Here is a 17,577-nt window from a genome sequence, read left to right on the forward strand (position 1 = left end):
GGTGAGCCTTTCCCCACACCCCTTCCCGCCGCAATCCTGGGCCGGCATCGACGACGTCGTCATCGTCGGCGGCGGCCTCGCCGGTCTTTTCTGCGCCCTGAAACTCGCGCCGCGGCCCGTCACCATCATCACGGCCGCGCCGATCGGTGAAGGCTCGTCCTCCGGCTGGGCGCAGGGCGGCATCGCAGCCGCCATGGACCCGGGCGACACGGTCGAAAACCACGTGGCGGACACGATCGCGGCCGGCGCCGGCCTTGTCGAAGGCGCCATCGCCCGCGGCATGGCGGAAGAGGCCGCCGCCCGCATCCACGACCTTCTGTCTTATGGTGTGCCTTTCGACCGCGACCTCGAGGGCAGGCTCACGCTCTCCCGCGAGGCCGCGCATTCGCATCGCCGGGTGGTCAGGGTCGGCGGCGACAGCGCCGGCGCCGCCATCATGCAGGCACTCATCAGAGCGGTGCGCGAGACCTCCTCGATCCGCGTCCTGGAAGGTTTCGTCGCCGAAAGCCTGAAGGCCGAAGGCTCCTACGTCACCGGGCTCATTGCCCGCGATCGCCGCGGAGGGCTTTCGGCGCGCATGCTGTTGCCGACGCGAGCGATCGTGCTCGCCTCCGGCGGTATCGGCCATCTCTACTCCGTCACCACCAACCCCCAGGAGGCGCGCGGCGAAGGCCTCGGCATGGCCGCGCGCGCAGGCGCGCTCGTGGCGGATGCGGAATTCGTGCAGTTCCACCCGACCGCGGTCGATGTCGGTCGCGATCCGGCCCCGCTCGCCACGGAGGCGCTCCGGGGCGAAGGTGCGGCCATCGTCGACCGCAACGGTCACCGCTTCATGTTCGACATCCATGAGGCGGGCGAGCTCGCGCCGCGCGATATCGTGGCCCGCGGGGTGCACCAGGCGCGCCATTCCGGCCGGGGCGCCTTCCTCGATTGCCGCGAGGCCGTGGGAGCGGAATTTCCCGAACGCTTCCCGACCGTCTTTGCCGCCTGCATGGAGGCGGGGATCGATCCGCGCGTGACGCCGATCCCGATCGCGCCGGCCGCCCACTATCATATGGGCGGCATCCATGTGGACGGGCTCGGCCGCAGTTCCCTCGATGGTTTGTGGGCCTGTGGCGAGGTGTCCTCCACCGGCGCGCACGGGGCCAACCGGCTTGCCTCCAACTCGCTTTTGGAAGCCGTCGTCTTTGCCGCGCGCATCGCCGAAGACGTGCAGGGGCTTTTGCCCAATCACCGCATGGTGCGCTGGTCGGACGAATCGACGGCCGATACGGCCGCCGGGCTTCCGAACGAAGACGCGCTGCTTGAGCGGCTGCGCCGGCTCATGGATGCCGCGGTCGGCGTGGTGCGCAGCCGCGAGGGACTTGAAGCCGCACTCGCCGAAATGGACGCGATCCGGGCGACGGCCCGGCAGCCGAGTCTCCTCAACTCATTGACCGCCGCCAAGCTCATCGCCGTGGCCGCCCTTCGCCGCGAAGAGAGCCGCGGCGCGCATTTCCGCTCCGACTTTCCGCATCCGCAACCCGAAGAGGCGCATCGGCGCTTTCTCACGCTCGCCAAGGCCGATGCGATCGCCAAGGGCGCCATCGCCGCTTTCCAGGAGACATCCCGTCATGCCGACCTCGCCTGAGCTTCCAGACCTGATCGTCGAGAAAGCCGTGCGTGCGGCGCTTGAAGAAGATCTCGGGCGTGCGGGTGACATTACGTCGCAGGCAACGATCCCTGCGGACCGCCGGGCGACGGCCACCATCGGGGCGCGCGCCGCCGGCACGCTCGCCGGCCTCGCGCTTGCCCGCAAGGCCGTCCTTCTGATGGACCCGGACGCAGAGTTTCAGCCGCGCGCGACCGATGGCGACCGGCTCGAAGCCGGTGCCGCCATCGCAGAGATCTCGGCCGATGCCCGCGCGCTCCTCTCTTCCGAGCGCACGGCGCTGAATTTCCTCTGCCACCTCTCGGGCGTTGCGACCGCGACCGCCGAATTTGCAGCCGCCATCGCCCACACCAAGGCGCGGATCACCTGCACCCGCAAAACCCATCCGGGCCTGCGGTCTTTCCAGAAATACGCGGTTCGCTGCGGCGGCGGTTCAAACCACCGCTACGGTCTCGACGACGCAATCCTCATCAAGGACAACCACATTGCAGTTGCCGGAGGGGTCAGAGAAGCCATTCGCAGCGCTCAGGAATTCGCCGGACATCTGGTCCGGATCGAGGTCGAGGTGGACACGCTCAAACAGCTTGAAGAGGCCCTGGAAGAAGGCCCCGACGTCATTCTCCTCGACAATATGGGTCCGCCGACACTGCGCGAAGCAGTGGCGATGACGCGCGGTCGCGCCACCTTGGAAGCCTCCGGCGGCATCACGCTCGCCACGGTCGGGGCGATCGCGGAAACCGGCGTCGACTATATCTCCACCGGTTTTATAACGCATTCGGCTCCGATACTGGATCTCGGCCTCGATATTGCGCTCTAAAGCACTTGTTGGCCTGACGAAATCGTTTTTTGGCGGTCTGCTTCCCTAAGGGAATGAAGCGTTCTTCGCGCAACAGATGCCCCGAAGCCTGCGTTGTGCGGACCGGCTGAACGTTTTACAGCCGGTGTGGGACAACGTGTAAATCGACCAGGTTTCCGGAGGCACGATGACGAAGTGGGTATATTCCTTCGGCGGCGGAAGCGCCGAGGGCTCGCGCGACATGCGCAATCTTCTCGGTGGCAAAGGCGCCAATCTTGCAGAGATGGCCAATCTCGGCCTGCCGGTGCCGCCGGGCTTCACCATCTCCACCGAAGCCTGCAACTGGTTCTACGCAAATGGCCGGCAGATGCCGGAAGGCCTGCACGAACAGGTCGCCGAAGCGCTGGCGAAGCTTGAGAAGCTGCAGGGCAAGACCCTCGGCGGCGCACCGATGCCACTGCTTCTGTCGGTGCGCTCGGGGGCGCGCAGCTCCATGCCGGGCATGATGGACACGGTCCTCAATCTCGGCCTCAACGACGAGAGCGTTCAGGCGCTCGCCGAAAGTGCCGATCCGCGTTTCGCCTACGATTCCTATCGCCGCTTCATTCAGATGTACTCGGACGTCGTCCTCGGCGTCGAACATCACGATTTCGAAGCGATCCTCGAGCAGGAGCGCGAGGCACGCGGCTTCGAAACCGACACGCAGCTTTCCGCGGAAGACTGGCAGGTGGTGATCGAGCGCTTCAAGGCGCTCGTCATCGAGGTCAACGAAGGCCCGTTCCCGCAGGATCCGCAGGACCAGCTTTGGGGAGCGATCAGCGCCGTTTTCTCCTCCTGGATGAACAACCGCGCCATCACCTACCGCAAACTGCACGACATCCCGGAGAGCTGGGGCACCGCCGTCAACGTCCAGGCGATGGTGTTCGGCAATATGGGCGACACCTCGGCGACAGGCGTGGCGTTCACGCGCGATCCGTCGACGGGTGAGAAGGCGCTCTATGGCGAGTTCCTCGTCAATGCGCAGGGCGAAGATGTCGTCGCCGGCATCCGCACCCCCCAGTATCTGACGGAAAAGGCCCGTGTTCAGGCCGGCAGCGATGCCCCGTCGCTCGAAACGCTGATGCCGGAATCCTTCAAGGAATTCTGCGCGCATGCGGACCGCTTGGAACGCCATTACCGCGATATGCAGGACATGGAGTTCACGATCGAACGCGGGACGTTGTGGATGCTGCAGACCCGCAACGGCAAGCGCACCACCCATGCGGCCCTCAAGATCGCCACCGGCATGGCCGAGGAAGGCCTGATCACGCAGGAAGAGGCGGTGATGCGCATCGAGCCGACATCGCTCGACCAGCTCTTGCATCCCACGCTCGACCCCAAGGCGGAACGCAACGTCATCGCACGCGGCCTGCCCGCCTCTCCGGGGGCTGCCAGCGGCGAGATCGTGTTCACGCCGGACAAGGCCGATCTCCTCACCAAAGAAGGCCATCAGGTCATCCTGGTGCGCATGGAAACGAGCCCGGAAGACATTCAGGGCATGGTGTCCTCGCGCGGCATCCTGACCTCGCGCGGCGGCATGACGAGCCATGCGGCCGTCGTCGCCCGCGGCATGGGCAAACCCTGCGTCTGCGGCGCCGGCTCGCTCAAGATCGACCACAAGGCCGGCACCATGATGGTGCTCGGCAAGGTCTATAAGGAAGGCGACGTCATCACCATCGACGGCTCCACCGGAGAGGTGATGGAGGGTGCCGTCGCGATGCTGCAGCCGGAAGTCTCCGGCGACTTCGCCACGCTGATGAAATGGGCCGACCAGGCCCGCCGCCTCGGCGTTCGGGCGAATGCCGAAACGCCGGAAGATGCGCGTGCGGCACGCGATTTCGGGGCCGAAGGCATCGGCCTGTGCCGCACCGAGCATACCTTCTTCCAGGACGACCGCATCATCGCCATGCGCGAGATGATCGTCGCGGAAGACCGGGAGGCGCGGCGCGCCGCGCTTGCCAAGCTTCTGCCGCTGCAGCGCCACGATTTCTTCGAGCTCTTCAAGACGATGCGCGGCCTGCCGGTGACCATCCGCCTCCTCGATCCGCCCCTGCACGAATTCCTGCCGAAGGGCGAAAAAGAGATCGAAGAGGTTGCAGCGGCGATCGGCACGGAACCGTCTCGCCTGCGCGAGCGCATCATCGAATTGACGGAAGCCAATCCGATGCTCGGCAGCCGCGGTTGCCGGCTCCTGCTCCTGCATCCGGAAATCACGGAAATGCAGACCCGCGCCATTCTGGAGGCAGCTCGTGATGCCGCCCATCAGACCGGCGAACCTGTGATCCCGGAGATCATGGTGCCGCTCGTCGGCATGCTGCCGGAACTCGACAAGGTGAAGGAAGTCATCGACCGCACGGCCGAAGAGGTGAACGCCTCAAGCGAGATCAAGATCACCTATACGGTGGGCACCATGATCGAGCTGCCGCGCGCCGCCATTCGGGCGCGGGAGATCGCCCAGAGCGCTCAGTTCTTCTCCTTCGGCACCAACGATCTGACGCAGACGACCTACGGCATTTCGCGTGACGATGCGGCCTCCTTCCTCGGCCATTATCAGGAGATCGGGCTGATCGAGAAGGATCCGTTCATCACCCTCGACACCGAGGGCGTGGGGGCGCTGATTGCGCTCGCCGTCAAGGAAGGGCGCGTGACCAAGCCGGACCTCAAACTCGGCATTTGTGGCGAGCATGGCGGCGATCCCGCCTCGATCCGCTTCTGCGAAGAAGCCGGTCTCGACTACGTGTCGTGCTCTCCTTATCGCGTCCCGGTTGCACGGCTCGCCGCCGCCCAGGCGGCCCTTGGCAAAAAAGCAACAAGCTGAATCTTCTTTCCGCATGCAAGGCTGGGGCAAGGAATTGTCAACTTCTTGCCCCATTCCGACGCGATACGGCAGCCTCGTCGGATGGACCTCTGGGGCAAAGGGGGGATCGTCGGGCAGACGGGTCGGATGCCAAGCGGAGCGACCCGATTAACCGGTTGTAAACCGCGATTTGTTTTTCTCGTTCGTGAGGACGGGAGCGGAACGCGAGCGATTCGCGCGGCGAAAACGCTTGTGCCCGACAAAGAGGTTTCTTCATGGCAGTATGGCGCGGCGTAGGAAGGACTTGGCGTTCCGCATCGACAGCGGGACTGCTCGGTCTGGGCGCCCTGGTCGCCGCGACGTCGCCAATTGCCTATCAGGATGCTGCGGCCATGATTTCGGGCGATCTGCCCGACCAGCGCTGGCAGACCCGTCTTGAGGCGATGTCCGTCGGCAATATTCAGAACGCATCGCTCACACCCGGATCCGGCCTGGGCGATGCCCGCACCATCCCGGTGCCCGCGCTCGGCAAGGGTGCGGAAGTCGCCGTTCCAAGCCCGGAAGGGCCGCTCACCACCGAAACCGTCAATCGCGACCGCAAGGGCGATCTCTTGATGACGCGCTCGCCGGTCGCGCGCAAATCCGACAAGCTGCCGGCCGCCGGCCAGCTTTGGAACATGGACGACATCTTCTCTTCGCGCGACGGCCAGGATCTGCCGAAGGTCGCGTTCGCCAATGCGTCCGATGAGGATATGGTGGGGCTGATGGTCGCCTACTCCCACTTTATGCAGAAGCACGAGACGACCACGCAGGACAACGGCATCTTGCTCGCGCGCAGGGACAGCATCCCCGCCGACGCCGCACTCGTGGCTTATGCCCCCACCGGAGACGGCCTCGATGCGCCGTTCGACGCCGTCATTGGCTCGGCCCCCGCGACGGGTCAGCTTGGCGATCTCGGCACGCCGCGCGTGAAGCCGGAAGAAACACCGTCGCTCTGGGACTGGATGCGCGGTCGCCACCGCACCAAGCCGGAGCATGCCTGGATGCTCAATACGCTGCCGGAAAGTGTCAAAAGCGAAAAAGAGCAAGCGTGCCTGTCGCGCGGCGTCTATTTCGAGGCCCGCGGCGAGAGCAAGCTCGGCCAGATCGCCGTCGCTCAGGTAATTCTCAATCGGGTGAAGAACCCGGCCTATCCGAACACGATCTGCGGCGTCGTCTATCAGAACAAGAACTGGCGCAATCGCTGCCAATTCTCATTTGCCTGCGACGGGATTCGCGACCGAATCCGATCGCCCTCCGCCTATCAGCGCGCCAAGCAGGTTGCGCTCGATGTGACCGAGGGAAAAGCCTGGCTCGAGGAAGTGGGCGATTCCACCCACTACCATGCCACCTATGTCCGGCCCCGCTGGGCGAGCAGCATGAAGCGCACCGACAGGATCGGCCGCCACATCTTCTATCGAACCTATGGCGGCGGCTGGAGCTGATCCAACCCATCAACGTCGTGCCGCCGGCTTCGTTCCGCCCCCACCGTTTTTTTTGAGAGCCAGATTTCTGGGAGCCGTTTGGGCAGCCCTGCCGACAGACGACAGAGCCAGCCCCGATTCTAAAAGGTCTCTTCGCGTATGCGCTCTTTCGCTCAGCTCTCGCGGGCGAAATTGACGCTCACTTTGCCGAGTTCACCGAAATCGCCGGTCACCGTGGAGCCGGGTTCCGGCACCACGATGCCCATGGTCGTTCCGGTCAGCACCCAATCGCCTTCCTGAAGCTGCAGGCCACGCTCGGCGAGCCTTTCGGTCAGCCAGAGAAGCGAATTGAGCGGCCCACCCATGACGGCCGCTCCCGAGCCTTTATTTGTGACGACGCCGTCGCGAAGCCCCGAGACGGCCACCTCGGCGAGATCGTGGTTTTCCCAATCCTTCACCTGCGGACCCAACACGAAGGCACAATGGGCACCGAAATCGGCAAGAACCGCCGGATAGCGCGTCAGCCCTTCGCCTTCGGTGCGGCGGCCCGCAACTTCCAGAGCGAGATGACAGGCCGCAACCGCCTGACGCAGGCTCGCCGGATTGGGCTTCGTATCAAACACCGGATAGGTCTCGCCAATGCGGAAGGCGAACTCGCATTCGACGCCGCGGTAGTGCTTCTTCCAAACAAGGGTGGTGCCGTCGCGGCTGAGATCGCTCTCGACCATGGGCGCAAACCACGGGCCTGGCGCACCGGTCGCCTTCTGCGCCGCCTCGCTCGTTGACCCGACCTTGTAGCCGATCCGGCGCCCGCCATAGAACACACCGGCGGCAGCCAGGATATCTTCAGCAGCCTCGGCCTGATCGATGGCCGTGATATCAACGGCTGCATATTCTCCCGACACCCGCGCCGCAGCCAGCGACTTGGCGATATCCTCTTTGTTCATCCCAACTCCAATTCAGAATCTCTCAAAAGCAAGATAAGGTCTTTTCGTTTTCCGCGGCGGAAAGTCTCAGGCTATCCTCGCTTTCTTTGCGGGATAGGCCTCATGACGATGCGCGGTCAATCTGCCGGCTCAGGCAATCTGGTGTCCGGCACCGGACATGCCGCCCTGCCATGGGCGATCATCGTAGCCGGTTGCACGGTGGCGCTTCTCACCTTCGGGCCGCGCTCGGCCATGGGCTTCTTCCAGATCCCGCTTCTCACGGATCGGGGTTGGGACCGCACCACCTTCGGGCTCGCGATGGCGATCCAGAACATTGCCTGGGGCCTCGGCCAGCCGTTCTTCGGGGCGATGGCGGACCGCTTCGGCACGGCGCGGGTGCTCGTCGCGAGCGCTCTCCTTTACGCTGCAGGCCTCGTCGTCATGGCCTATTCGCCGGCGCCCTTCTGGCTTCATATCGGCGGCGGTGTTCTCGTCGGTCTTGCGGTTGCAGCCGGCTCCTTCGGCGTCGTCATGGCAGCCCTTGCCCGCCGCGTGCCGCCGGAACGGCGCTCCTTCGTCTTTGGCCTGGCGACCGCCGCCGGCTCTTTCGGCATGTTCGCCTTCGCGCCGATTTCGCAGGCGATGATCGATGCGCTCGGCTGGTCGGACGCCCTGATCGGTCTCGCCGTCTTGATGGCACTCATTCCGCTCGCCGCGATCCCCCTGCGCGGCCAGCCGCGCCATCAGCTCAAGCCGGGAGAGACCGAGCAGAGCGTCGCCGAAGCCCTCACCCAGGCCCTGCGCCACCGCAGCTTCGTGCTTCTGTTCTGCGGCTTCTTCGTCTGCGGCTTCCAGGTCGCCTTCATCACCGCGCATTTTCCGGCCTATATCGCCGATCTCGGCCTGTCGCCACGCTGGGCGGTGATCGCGATCAGCCTGATCGGCTTCTTCAACATCATCGGCTCGATCGCCTCCGGCGCCATCGGCGAGCGCCACTCGAAGCCGATCTTCCTCGCGCTGATCTATCTCGCGCGCTCACTCGCCATCACGATCTTCCTCTTGGCGCCGCCCAGCCCCGCTTCGGTGGTCATCTTCTCCGTGGTGATCGGGCTCTTGTGGCTGTCGACGGTGCCGCCCACCAATGCGCTCGTCGCCATCATGTTCGGCACGCGCCATCTCGGCCTGTTGGGCGGGCTCGTCTTCCTCTCCCACCAGATCGGCTCCTTCCTTGGCGTCTGGCTCGGCGGCTATCTCTACGACAAGACCGGCTCCTACGACGAAGTCTGGTGGCTCGGCGTGGGGCTCGGGCTGTTTGCGGCCATCGTGCACTGGCCAATCCGCGAGCAGGCGGCCGAGCCGCGTTTTGCCTCGTGACGGCAAGCTGATCGGATACCGAAAACCTGCCTCCCTCTTGTCCCCTTGCGCGTCGGCCTCATCTGCGCAACGTGACCGCGACAACAGGGAGATCCCCCCATGGCCGAAACCTTCAAAGCCATCCTGATCGATCGGGACGAGGACAAGAAGCAGTCTCTATCGCATGTCGATCTGACGACCGACGACCTCATGGAAGGCGACACGCTCGTCCGCGTCACGCATTCGACGGTGAACTACAAAGATGCGCTCGCTGTCACCGGCAAGGGTCCGGTCATTCGGCGCTGGCCGATGATCCCGGGCATCGATCTCGCAGGCGAGGTCGTCTCCTGCGAGACCGGCGCCTTCCAGCCCGGCGACCGTGTGATCCTGAACGGTTTCGGCCTGGGTGAAACGCATTACGGCGCCTATGCCGGCATGGCCCGGGTGAAGGCCGACTGGCTCATCCGCCGGCCCGAGACGCTCTCGGCGGCAGAGGCGATGTCGGTTGGCACGGCCGGCTATACGGCGATGCTGTGCGTCATTGCCCTTGAGCGCCATCAGATCACCCCGGATCGCGGTCCGGTGGTCGTCACAGGCGCCACCGGTGGGGTCGGCTCCGTTGCGACCGCTCTTCTCGGCAAGCTCGGCTATCACGTGATCGCCTCGACCGGGCGCAGCGAAGAAGCCGATTATCTGAAGAGCCTCGGCGCCTCCGAGATCATCGACCGCAAGGAACTCTCTGAACCCGGAAAACCCCTCGGCAAGGAGCGCTGGGTCGGCGGCGTCGATGCTGTCGGCTCCGTGACGCTCGCCAATGTGCTCGCCCAGACGAAGTACGGCGGGGCCGTCGCCTGCTGCGGCCTTGCCGGCGGCATGGATCTCCCGGCTTCCGTCGCACCGTTCATCCTGCGCGGCGTCTCGCTTCTCGGCATCGATTCGGTGATGGCTCCGAAAGCGATCCGCGAACTCGCCTGGCAGCGGATTGCGAGCGATCTCGACCGCGAGAAGCTCACCTCGATCACACGCGAAATTGGCTTCTCCGATATCGAGCAGGCGACGTCCGACCTCCTCGCCGGCAAGGTGCGCGGCCGGCTCGTGGTCAATATCGCGTCGTAGCCAGCTAACGAGCGGTAACCAAATTGGGCCTCATGTGTTGTGGGAGGCGTCGTGTCTTCCGTGAGGCCCAAAATTGCCCTCGTTCCACCCGGTTGTGGCGGTTCCCGCCCGCAATGAAGAAGAACGCCTGCCACAGCTGATCGGAGCTCTCGCCCGGCAGACCTGGCTTGCCGGCGGGCACCGTCTGCCCGTCGTCATCGTCTGCAACAATTGCACAGACGCCTCGGCCGCCGTCGCACGCGCGGCCGCGGTGAGCGCCCCGCACATCGCGCTCAGGCTCATCGAAGTGACGCTCACGGGCAGCGACAACCATGTCGGCATCGCCCGCCGCATGGCGATGGAAGAGGCCGCAGCCAGCGGCGCCACCGTCATCCTGACGACCGATGCCGACGCGAGGCCGGCCCCCGATTGGGTGCTCGCCAATCTGATCGCCCTGCGCAAGGGTGCCGATATCGTCGCCGGCCACCTCGTGGGCGACGAGGAGGAGGAACGAAGGCTCGGCCCCGGCTTCATGCGGCGCGCCCGGCTCGTCGCCCGTTACCAGGAACTTCTCGACCGTCTCGCAGCTCTGATCGATCCCCTGCCCTACGATCCCTGGCCACGCCACTCGGACCATACGGGCGCCAGTCTCGCACTGCGGACGGAGCTCTATTGCGCTCTTGGCGGCCTGCCACCGCTGCCCCACCGCGAAGACCTCGCGCTCGTCAGCCGCGCCCGAGCGCAGGGTGCCCGGCTCAGGCATGCGCCGGACGTGGAGGTCATCGTCTCGGCGCGTCTTGAAGGCCGCGCGAAGGGCGGCATGGCCGATTGCATTGCCACCTGGCTTGAGGAGGAAGAAGCCCACCGACCTCTGCTTGTGGAAGCGCCGGAACGTGCCGAGGCGCGCTTCCGGCTTCGTCGCCGCCTGCGGGACCTCGCAGCTGCCGACGGCACCTGGCGGAACGCTTCGACGGAGCAGACGCTTTCCAACCTGCCGGTTTCGGCGGCCGAACCACCTCTTGCGCTGATCGAAAGGCTGGCCGGCGACGAGCCGGACGCGCCGCGCACCATGCCGGTCGAAGAGGCGCTGTCCTACCTTGAGGAGCGACTGAACCATGCTGCAAACAGCTTCGCGGCCTGAGCGCACGCCCGATCAGTCCGAACCGCTCGATCTTGGCACACTCGCAACCAAAATCGGCGCCGAAGCGGCCCGCCACGACGCGGCAGGCTCGTTTCCGGCGGAGGGTTTCGCCATCCTCGCCGAGGCGGGTCTCCTCTCCGGGCCGCTTCTGTCGGCGGAGCGGATGGAGGATCTCCTCTACCTGCTTGCCGCCGTCGGGCGCGGCGATCTCAATGTCGGGCGCATCTTCGAAGGCCATGTGAACGCCCTGCAGCTCATCGCGCTGTTCGGCTCCAAGGCGCAAGAGAGCCATTACCAGGCAGAGGCGCGGCGCGGTCGCATCTTCGGCGTCTGGAACACGGACGCGCCGGGCCAGCCGCTCACGCTCGAAGATGGTGCATTCGTCGGCGCCAAGAACTTCGCCTCGGGCGTCGATGGTCTCTCGCACGCCATCGTCACGGTCGAAGAGCCGGGAGGTCGGCAAATGCTGCTCGTGCCGGTCGGCGACAGGCCGGTCGATCGCAGCTGGTGGCGGCCGCTCGGCATGAAGGCTTCTGGCAGCCACGTCGTCGATTTCTCGGGCGTCGAGGTCGCACCGGAATGGTTTCTCGGCCGGCCAGGCGATTATGTGCGCCAGCCCTGGTTTTCCGCCGGCGCCATCCGCTTTGCTGCCGTTCAGCTCGGCGGAGCGCATGCCGTTCTCGATGCCGCCCGCGCGCACCTGACACGGACGGGACGCGCGGATAACCCCCATCAGGCGCACAGGCTCGGCGAAATGGCGCTTGCGATCGAGGGCGGCTACGGCTGGTTCGCCCGCGCGGCCGCGGCCTGGTGCCGGGGTTGCCTCGGGGCTCCCGCGGACGCCGAACAGGCGCAGGCGGTCGCCACCGCCAATGCCATGCGCCTCGCCATCGAAAAGCTCGCCATGGAGGTGCTCGCGACAGCGGAGCGTGCTGTCGGCGCGGCGGGGCTGATGCAGCCGCACCCGCTGGAGCGGCTCGACCGCGATCTCAGAACCTATCTCCGCCAGCCCAATCCCGACGGCGCGCTCACGGCCGTGGGCGAGGCGCTTGCCGAAGAACGCTTCGTCCTCGGGAAATCTCCTCGCGACATCCGTTGCGACTGAGGTCCGAATGACGCCGCGCGCCGCAATCGATCCGGACGGGTTTGAAGCGAAATTCCGCCACGACATCGACCCCTGGCGTTATCGAAGCTCATCCTTTGAAGAAATGAAGCGCCGCGATCTCATCGCTGCGGCCGGCAGCGGGCCTTATGCCCGCGGGCTGGAACTCGGCTGCGCCATCGGCGTGACGAGCCGGGCGCTCGCCCCGCTCACGCTCCGGCTTCTCGCGCTCGACGCCTCGCCAACAGCGCTTGCCGAAGCGAGACGGGAATGTGCCGACCTCACCGCAGTCAGCTTCCGCGAGGCGGTGTTGCCGCACGATCTGCCGAGGGGCGAATTCGACCTCATCGTCGCCTCGGAGATCGCCTATTATCTCAGTGAAAGAGCCCTTCGCCGACTGGCCGCGGAGCTTCCGGCCCGCCTTGCGCGCGGCGGACGCATCGTCCTCGTGCACCATGTGCGGCCTTTTTCGGACGCGGCGGTGCATCCGGCTCTCGCGCACGGATTCGTGCGGAAAACTCTCGAGCGGCAGCTCGTGCCTGTGTGGCACAAAGCCCGGGCACATTACCGGGTGGATGCGCTCATCCGCCCGTGACGCCCGCCGCGATCGCGCTTTCCGCTATTCCTTCAGGACCGTCGTGATGTCCGGCGCGTCGACCGCCTTCATGCCGACGACGTGATAGCCGGCATCGACGTGGTGCACTTCGCCGGTGACCGCACGTCCCATATCGGAGAGGAGGTAAAGCGCCGACTGGCCGACATCGTCCGGTGTGACGGTGCGGCGGAGCGGGGCGTTGTACTCGTTCCACTTCAAGATGTAGCGGAAATCGCCGATGGCGGAGGCGGCCAGCGTCTTGATCGGGCCGGCGGAGATCGCGTTGACGCGAATGCCGGACGGGCCGAGATCGACGGCCAGATAGCGCACGCTCGCCTCGAGCGCCGCCTTGGCCACACCCATGACGTTGTAATGCGGCATCACCTTTTCCGCCCCGTAATAGGTGAGCGTCAGGATCGAGCCGCCATTCGTCATCAGCTTCTCGGCGCGCTGCGCCAGCGCGGTCAGCGAGTAGCAGGAGACGTAGAGCGATTTGTTGAAGTTCGCCTCGGTCGTGTCGAGATAGCGGCCGTCGAGCTCGTCCTTGTCGGAATAGGCAACCGCATGGACGAGAAAATCGAGGCCACCCCATTCTTCGCGGATCGTCTCGAACACGGCGTCCATCGTCGCGCCGTCCGTCACGTCGCAATGGCCGACCACCAGCGCGTCGAGCTCTTTGGCAAGCGGTTCCACACGCTTCTTCAGAGCGTCGCCCTGATAGGTGAGCGCAAGCTGCGCCCCGGCGTCGCGCGCTGCCTTGGCGATGCCCCATGCAATGGATCGATTGTTGGCGATTCCGAGGATCAGTCCGCGTTTACCCGCCATGATGCCGTTTGCTGCGGTCATATTTCTTCCGTTTGCTTTGCCCTTCGCGACGCCCGGCGCCCCATGAACGCTGCCGTAATGGCACGGGATTCTGAGTGCCGCAAGCAGGGCTTCACCTCCTGACGCCAGCTGCTAATGTCGCTGCGATGAACGACACCCCGACCCAACAGGCCGTCGTCTCGGCCCTATCTGCCATCGTCGGCGAGACGCATGTCCTCACCAGGCCTGAGGAAACACGGCCTTATTGTGTGGAATGGCGCGATCTCTATTTCGGCGTGCCGGCGGCTGTCGTCCGGCCGGCGTCGCCCGATGAAGTCGCAGGCATCCTGCGCTTTGCCAACGAGACCGGCGTGCCGATCGTGCCGCAGGGCGGCAATACCGGGCTCGTAGGGGCTCAGGTTCCGGACGAAAGCGGTCGCGAAGTCGTTCTGACGCTCGAAAGACTGAAAGCGATTCGCGACGTCGACCGCGAGGGGGCAACCCTCGTCGCCGAGGCGGGCGTCGTCTTGGAAGAGATCCAGAAGGCCGCGAGCGAAGCGGGGCTGTTCTTTCCTCTGTCGCTCGGCGCACAGGGCTCCTGTCGCATCGGCGGCAACATCGCCACCAATGCCGGCGGCACGGGCGTGCTCGCCTACGGCAATACCCGCGACCTCGTGCTCGGCCTCGAGGTGGTCATGGCCGACGGCACCATCTGGAACGGCCTGCGCCGCCTCAGGAAAGACAATACCGGCTACGACCTCAAACAGCTTTTCATCGGATCGGAAGGCACGCTCGGCGTCATCACGGCGGCGTCATTGAGGCTCTTTCCCGCTCCCAAGGGCCGCGCCGTCGCCTTTCTCGCGGTCGAAGATCCTGAGACCGCTCTCACACTCTTTCGCCGGTTTTCGCAGACAGCCGGCTCGGCTCTGACCGGCTTTGAGCTGATGCCGCGCCTCGGGATCGACTTCGTGCTCAGGCACCAGGAGGGCACGCGCGATCCGCTTGAGGCCCCCTATCCATGGTACTGCCTCGTCGAGATTTCCTCCGGTCGCAGCGAGGCGGAGGCGAGCGAGCTGATGGAGACGACGCTCGAAGCCGCGTTCGAGGCGGAGGAAGTGCTCGATGGCGCCCCGGCAGCCTCCCTCGCCCAGGCGGCCGAGTTCTGGCACATCCGCCACACGATGAGCGAAGTGCAGAAGAAGGAAGGCGGCTCCATCAAGCACGACGTCTCCGTGCCGGTCGCCAAGATCCCCGAATTCTTGAAGCGCGCATCGGCGGCCGTCATAGAGGCCGTGCCCGGCGCGCGCCCCCTGCCCTTCGGCCATCTCGGCGACGGCAACATCCATTACAATGTGAGCCAGCCCGTCGGCGCCGACCGTGAGGAATTCCTCGCCCGCTGGGACGAGGTGAATACGATCGTCCACGGCATCGTCGGAGAGCTGTCCGGCTCGATCTCCGCCGAGCACGGTATCGGACGGCTGAAACGCAAACTCCTCGCGGAGGTCAAAAGCGGGATCGAGCTCGACCTCATGCGCCGGATCAAGACGGCCTTCGATCCGAACGGCATCCTGAACCCGGGACGCATGCTGTGACGTCGCTTTCGATCGCTGAGTTCGACAACGGCGATATTGGGGGCAAAGACGAGGACGCGCTCGTCGCCCTTTTCGAGCGCGCCGGCCTGACCCGCCCCTGGAACGACCCGCGCCAGGATATCCGCTTCGCCCTTGCCGCACCGGCGAGCACGATCCTCGTCGGACGCCGGCCTGAGGACGATCACCTCGTCGCCTCAGTGATGGTCGGCCATGACGGGCATCGTGGCGCCGTCTATTACGTCGCGACCGACCCCGATTGGCGTGGCCAGGGTTTCGGCCGGGAGATGATGGCGGCGGCCGAGGCATGGCTTGCGGCAAAAGGCATCTGGAAGCTCAACCTGCTCATCCGCGGCGACAACGAAGTCGCCAAGGGTTTTTACGAAGCACTCGGCTTCCACGCCCAGGACCGCATCTGCATGCAGAAAGAAATCCCGTCGGCGGAAAAGCCACAAGCCGATTAAAGCAACCGCTGCTGCACCGGCTTTGCCGGTGGCGCCTCCTCTTCCCCCGACACCGGCTCGATCAGACCCGGATCATCGTCGGCGACACGGTTGACCCGCCGCGAGACCGGTGTCGCCTGCAATGTCTCCGCCCCGAGATCGGTGAGGATCGACAAGGCCGCATCGGTCGTCTCCTCGCCTGAAAGCCACAGCGCAAAATTCTCCGGCGCGATCATCGCCGGGCGCCGATGATGCACCTCGTCGAGCGGCGCTTCGGCCGCGACCGTGATGATGGCGGCGGTGTCGATCTCGCTCCCGTCCGTGCCGATCCAGGTTTCCCAGATCCCGGCGAAGGCGACCGGCCCGCCCGCCTTGGGCGCGATCCAATAGGGTTGCTTCGGGCCTTTGCCGCGCGCCTGCCATTCGTAGAACCCAGAGGCCGGGACGAGGCAGCGGCGCCTGCGAATGGCGTTGCGAAACGCCGGCTTTTCGCGGATATCCTCCGCCCGCGCATTGATGAGGAGCGGAAAGCGCGTCGTGTCCTTGACCCAGGACGGCAGGAAACCCCAGCGCATGGGGACGCCTTCGGCGCCGTCGAAGCCCTGGCGGATGACGACGATCGGCTGCGTCGGGGCGATGTTGTAGCGGGGCGGCAGGAGACGCTCGTCGAAGACGGCGAGGTTGAAAAGCTCCTTGATGACGTCGGCCGGCATGGCCAGAACGAAGCGTCCGCACATAGGCTCTGTGTATCAGCGCCACGCGGCAAAAGGGAGAGGCGATGACAAAGCCGGGCACGAGTTCAAAACGACCGGCCACCGATCCTGTCGATGGCGCGAGCGTCGTGCTTCTCAAGCGCACGGCCGTCCTCCTGGTCCGCCGCAGCAAACCGCCCTTCAGCGCCATATGGAGCTTCCCCGGCGGCCATGTGGAGCCCGGCGAAACAGCAGAAGCAGCGGCACGCCGCGAGCTTATGGAGGAGACGGGACTTTCGGCCGGCCCCCTCGTTTCGCTCGGACGCCATGAGACGGGCGGCAGCCCATCGAAACGCCTCGAAGTCTTCACCGGCCATCATTGCGGCGGCGAACCCGCGGCTGGCGACGACGTCGACCGCGCGCTCTTCGTGCCCTTCGAGGAGGTCGGAGGGCTGCCGCTCACGCCCGGCGCGATCGCATTCATCGCACAAGCCATCGCCGCAGGCGCCGCACATAAGGAGGACGGGGCATGTGCCCTGGCATCGTCTTGAAGCGAGAAAGACCCCGGCGCATGATCGCAACGATGCGGCGTCTTTCTTTTCTTCTGATCCTCGTGATTGTGACCTCTCTCGGGGTCGCCCAGTCTTGCATCGGCTTTGTCGGGATGGCCGCGGCGCAGGAAGGCGGCGACGCTGCGGCTTCGCAGAAATCCTCCGAACCGCCGCCCCCGATCTACGAACCGAAGCTTCTGCGCCTGTCGGAGCTTCTGGGCGCCCTCTATTTCCTGCGCAATCTCTGCGGGGCGGAAGACGGGCCCGCCTGGAAGGCCGACATGGAGGCGATGCTCGCTGCCGAGGCGCCGGGCCCGGAGCGCAAGGCGCGCCTCATCGGACGCTTCAACCACGGCTTTGAAACCTACAACGCCGTCTATGAGACCTGCACGCCGGCGGCCGAGGCGAGCATCGCCCGCTATCTGAAGGAAAGCGCGGAAATCGCCTCCGATATCCGCACCCGCTACGGGCAGTGAAGGCGGCAGCCGGGAGACGGAAACTGGCGGGGCGTCCTGCCGGAATTTGCGAGTTGCCTCGCTC

16 protein-coding genes are annotated in these 17,577 nt (G+C 65.6%); 13 read left to right on the plus strand and 3 right to left on the minus strand.

All coding sequences use genetic code 11. The features are described from left to right. The first annotated feature begins 1 nt into the window (after position 1). The 4 genes from ACK8CP_RS11645 to ACK8CP_RS11660 all read left to right on the plus strand — a co-directional run bounded on the left by ACK8CP_RS11645 (position 2) and on the right by ACK8CP_RS11660 (position 6,767). Positions 2-1,630, plus strand: a complete 1,629-nt coding sequence (locus ACK8CP_RS11645) for an L-aspartate oxidase (RefSeq protein ID WP_414831888.1) — start codon at positions 2-4, stop codon at positions 1,628-1,630. Then, on the plus strand, positions 1,614-2,468 hold the full coding sequence (gene nadC, locus ACK8CP_RS11650) for a carboxylating nicotinate-nucleotide diphosphorylase (RefSeq protein ID WP_414831889.1): 855 nt from the start codon (positions 1,614-1,616) through the stop codon (positions 2,466-2,468). Before ACK8CP_RS11645 ends, nadC begins: the two co-directional genes overlap by 17 nt. Positions 2,469-2,634: 166 nt before the next feature. Next, positions 2,635-5,304, plus strand: coding sequence for a pyruvate, phosphate dikinase (ppdK, locus tag ACK8CP_RS11655; protein ID WP_414831890.1), 2,670 nt, complete (start codon positions 2,635-2,637; stop codon positions 5,302-5,304). 254 nt (positions 5,305-5,558) lie between these two features. After that, on the plus strand, positions 5,559-6,767 hold the full coding sequence (locus ACK8CP_RS11660) for a cell wall hydrolase (RefSeq protein ID WP_414831891.1): 1,209 nt from the start codon (positions 5,559-5,561) through the stop codon (positions 6,765-6,767). Between the two features lie 152 nt (positions 6,768-6,919). On the opposite strand, the gene ACK8CP_RS11665 is transcribed toward ACK8CP_RS11660, so the two are convergent. Beyond that, the gene (locus ACK8CP_RS11665) at positions 6,920-7,693 is read right to left on the minus strand and encodes a 2-keto-4-pentenoate hydratase (RefSeq protein WP_128292403.1); all 774 of its coding nucleotides are present in this window, start codon (positions 7,691-7,693) and stop codon (positions 6,920-6,922) included. Positions 7,694-7,801: 108 nt separating this feature from the next. On the opposite strand from ACK8CP_RS11665, the gene ACK8CP_RS11670 reads away from it, so the two are divergent. From ACK8CP_RS11670 to ACK8CP_RS11690, 5 genes are all read left to right on the plus strand, one after another. Further along, positions 7,802-9,046 carry an MFS transporter gene (locus ACK8CP_RS11670; RefSeq protein WP_414834249.1) on the plus strand — a complete coding sequence of 415 codons (1,245 nt, stop codon included), beginning with the start codon at positions 7,802-7,804 and terminating at the stop codon, positions 9,044-9,046. A gap of 99 nt (positions 9,047-9,145) precedes the next feature. Further along, on the plus strand, positions 9,146-10,141 hold the full coding sequence (locus tag ACK8CP_RS11675; protein ID WP_414831892.1) for an MDR family oxidoreductase: 996 nt from the start codon (positions 9,146-9,148) through the stop codon (positions 10,139-10,141). A gap of 73 nt (positions 10,142-10,214) precedes the next feature. Next, entirely contained in the window at positions 10,215-11,261 is a 1,047-nt protein-coding gene (locus ACK8CP_RS11680; protein ID WP_414831893.1) for a glycosyltransferase, read from the plus strand. Further along, positions 11,236-12,366: an acyl-CoA dehydrogenase family protein gene (locus ACK8CP_RS11685; protein WP_414831894.1), complete on the plus strand. Its 1,131-nt coding sequence runs from the start codon at positions 11,236-11,238 to the stop codon at positions 12,364-12,366. Before ACK8CP_RS11680 ends, ACK8CP_RS11685 begins: the two co-directional genes overlap by 26 nt. A 7-nt stretch (positions 12,367-12,373) precedes the next feature. Then, a complete protein-coding gene (locus ACK8CP_RS11690) occupies positions 12,374-12,958 on the plus strand; it encodes a class I SAM-dependent methyltransferase (RefSeq protein ID WP_414831895.1) in 585 nt (194 codons plus the stop codon). 24 nt (positions 12,959-12,982) lie between these two features. Here ACK8CP_RS11690 and fabI read toward each other — a convergent pair whose 3' ends face one another. Further along, positions 12,983-13,804, minus strand: coding sequence for an enoyl-ACP reductase FabI (gene fabI / locus ACK8CP_RS11695; RefSeq protein WP_414831896.1), 822 nt, complete (start codon positions 13,802-13,804; stop codon positions 12,983-12,985). Positions 13,805-13,929: 125 nt separating this feature from the next. Here fabI and ACK8CP_RS11700 point away from each other — a divergent pair, with 125 nt between their 5' ends. Both ACK8CP_RS11700 and ACK8CP_RS11705 read left to right on the plus strand, forming a co-directional pair. After that, on the plus strand, positions 13,930-15,354 hold the full coding sequence (locus ACK8CP_RS11700) for an FAD-binding oxidoreductase (RefSeq protein ID WP_414831897.1): 1,425 nt from the start codon (positions 13,930-13,932) through the stop codon (positions 15,352-15,354). Further along, positions 15,351-15,815: a GNAT family acetyltransferase gene (locus ACK8CP_RS11705; protein ID WP_414831898.1), complete on the plus strand. Its 465-nt coding sequence runs from the start codon at positions 15,351-15,353 to the stop codon at positions 15,813-15,815. The genes ACK8CP_RS11700 and ACK8CP_RS11705 overlap by 4 nt, the downstream gene beginning before the upstream one ends. Here ACK8CP_RS11705 and ACK8CP_RS11710 read toward each other — a convergent pair. Next, a complete protein-coding gene (locus ACK8CP_RS11710) occupies positions 15,812-16,531 on the minus strand; it encodes an SOS response-associated peptidase (protein WP_414831899.1) in 720 nt (239 codons plus the stop codon). The two genes, ACK8CP_RS11705 and ACK8CP_RS11710, sit on opposite strands and share 4 nt — an antisense overlap. Before the next feature lie 41 nt (positions 16,532-16,572). Here ACK8CP_RS11710 and ACK8CP_RS11715 point away from each other — a divergent pair, with 41 nt between their 5' ends. Continuing rightward, positions 16,573-17,037: an NUDIX hydrolase gene (locus ACK8CP_RS11715; RefSeq protein ID WP_414831900.1), complete on the plus strand. Its 465-nt coding sequence runs from the start codon at positions 16,573-16,575 to the stop codon at positions 17,035-17,037. A 32-nt stretch (positions 17,038-17,069) separates the two neighbouring features. Next, complete coding sequence (locus ACK8CP_RS11720; protein WP_414831901.1) at positions 17,070-17,513, plus strand: TIGR02301 family protein; 444 nt, start codon at positions 17,070-17,072, stop codon at positions 17,511-17,513. Positions 17,514-17,577: the final 64 nt, after the last annotated feature.

Source organism: Afifella sp. YEN Y35, assembly GCF_047553465.1.
Taxonomy (GTDB): domain Bacteria; phylum Pseudomonadota; class Alphaproteobacteria; order Rhizobiales; family Afifellaceae; genus Afifella; species Afifella aestuarii.

Bases quoted from the DNA above. Each gene is read 5' to 3' on its own strand.
- nadC (WP_414831889.1), top strand. From the start codon at position 1,614: ATGCCGACCTCGCCTGAGCTTCCAGACCTGATCGTCGAGAAAGCCGTG.
- ppdK (WP_414831890.1), top strand. From the start codon at position 2,635: ATGACGAAGTGGGTATATTCCTTCGGCGGCGGAAGCGCCGAGGGCTCG.
- ACK8CP_RS11660 (WP_414831891.1), top strand. From the start codon at position 5,559: ATGGCAGTATGGCGCGGCGTAGGAAGGACTTGGCGTTCCGCATCGACA.
- ACK8CP_RS11665 (WP_128292403.1), bottom strand. From the start codon at position 7,693: ATGAACAAAGAGGATATCGCCAAGTCGCTGGCTGCGGCGCGGGTGTCG.
- ACK8CP_RS11670 (WP_414834249.1), top strand. From the start codon at position 7,802: ATGCGCGGTCAATCTGCCGGCTCAGGCAATCTGGTGTCCGGCACCGGA.
- ACK8CP_RS11675 (WP_414831892.1), top strand. From the start codon at position 9,146: ATGGCCGAAACCTTCAAAGCCATCCTGATCGATCGGGACGAGGACAAG.
- ACK8CP_RS11685 (WP_414831894.1), top strand. From the start codon at position 11,236: ATGCTGCAAACAGCTTCGCGGCCTGAGCGCACGCCCGATCAGTCCGAA.
- ACK8CP_RS11690 (WP_414831895.1), top strand. From the start codon at position 12,374: ATGACGCCGCGCGCCGCAATCGATCCGGACGGGTTTGAAGCGAAATTC.
- fabI (WP_414831896.1), bottom strand. From the start codon at position 13,804: ATGACCGCAGCAAACGGCATCATGGCGGGTAAACGCGGACTGATCCTC.
- ACK8CP_RS11700 (WP_414831897.1), top strand. From the start codon at position 13,930: ATGAACGACACCCCGACCCAACAGGCCGTCGTCTCGGCCCTATCTGCC.
- ACK8CP_RS11710 (WP_414831899.1), bottom strand. From the start codon at position 16,531: ATGTGCGGACGCTTCGTTCTGGCCATGCCGGCCGACGTCATCAAGGAG.
- ACK8CP_RS11715 (WP_414831900.1), top strand. From the start codon at position 16,573: ATGACAAAGCCGGGCACGAGTTCAAAACGACCGGCCACCGATCCTGTC.
- ACK8CP_RS11720 (WP_414831901.1), top strand. From the start codon at position 17,070: ATGCGGCGTCTTTCTTTTCTTCTGATCCTCGTGATTGTGACCTCTCTC.